Annotated in this window: 2 tRNA genes and 1 rRNA gene; all 3 read left to right on the forward strand. The window is 44.4% G+C overall.

Annotated features, from left to right (window positions below):
- Positions 1-201 precede the first annotated feature (201 nt).
- The 3 genes from rrf to FG383_RS20785 all read left to right on the forward strand — a co-directional run bounded on the left by rrf (position 202) and on the right by FG383_RS20785 (position 508).
- A 5S ribosomal RNA gene (gene rrf / locus FG383_RS20775) occupies positions 202-317 on the forward strand.
- 26 nt (positions 318-343) lie between these two features.
- Positions 344-419 (forward strand) — tRNA-Val (locus FG383_RS20780).
- A gap of 13 nt (positions 420-432) precedes the next feature.
- A tRNA-Thr gene (locus tag FG383_RS20785) sits at positions 433-508 on the forward strand.
- Positions 509-559 lie beyond the last annotated feature (51 nt).

Genomic DNA, 559 nt, shown 5'->3' on the forward strand with positions numbered 1-559 from the left:
TGAGGTAGATAGGTTCGGGGTGGAAGCGTGGCGACACGTGCAGCTGACGAATACTAATCGATCGAGGACTTAACCAAATGTATTTATTTGTTTGAAAATGTCGTTTATCCAGTTTTGAAAGAATAAATTTTTATAAAAAAACACTTGAAATTTTCTACAAAGCTGTTATAATAAAACTTGTCTTTCAAATAATTATACAAGTCTAGTGATGAAGGCGAAGAGGTCACACCCGTTCCCATACCGAACACGGAAGTTAAGCTCTTCAGCGCCGATGGTAGTTGGGGGTTTCCCCCTGTGAGAGTAGGACGTCGCTGGGCTTGCAATAACTATACATAAATACCCAGGAGGATTAGCTCAGCTGGGAGAGCATCTGCCTTACAAGCAGAGGGTCGGCGGTTCGAGCCCGTCATCCTCCACCATATTTAATCCATCGCCGGAGTAGCTCAACTGGTAGAGCAACTGACTTGTAATCAGTAGGTTGAGGGTTCAAGTCCTTTCTCCGGCACCATTGTACGAGCCATTAGCTCAGTTGGTAGAGCATCTGACTTTTAATCAGAGG

Origin of the sequence: Psychrobacillus soli (genome assembly GCF_006861775.1) — a bacterium.
Lineage (GTDB): Bacteria > Bacillota > Bacilli > Bacillales_A > Planococcaceae > Psychrobacillus > Psychrobacillus soli.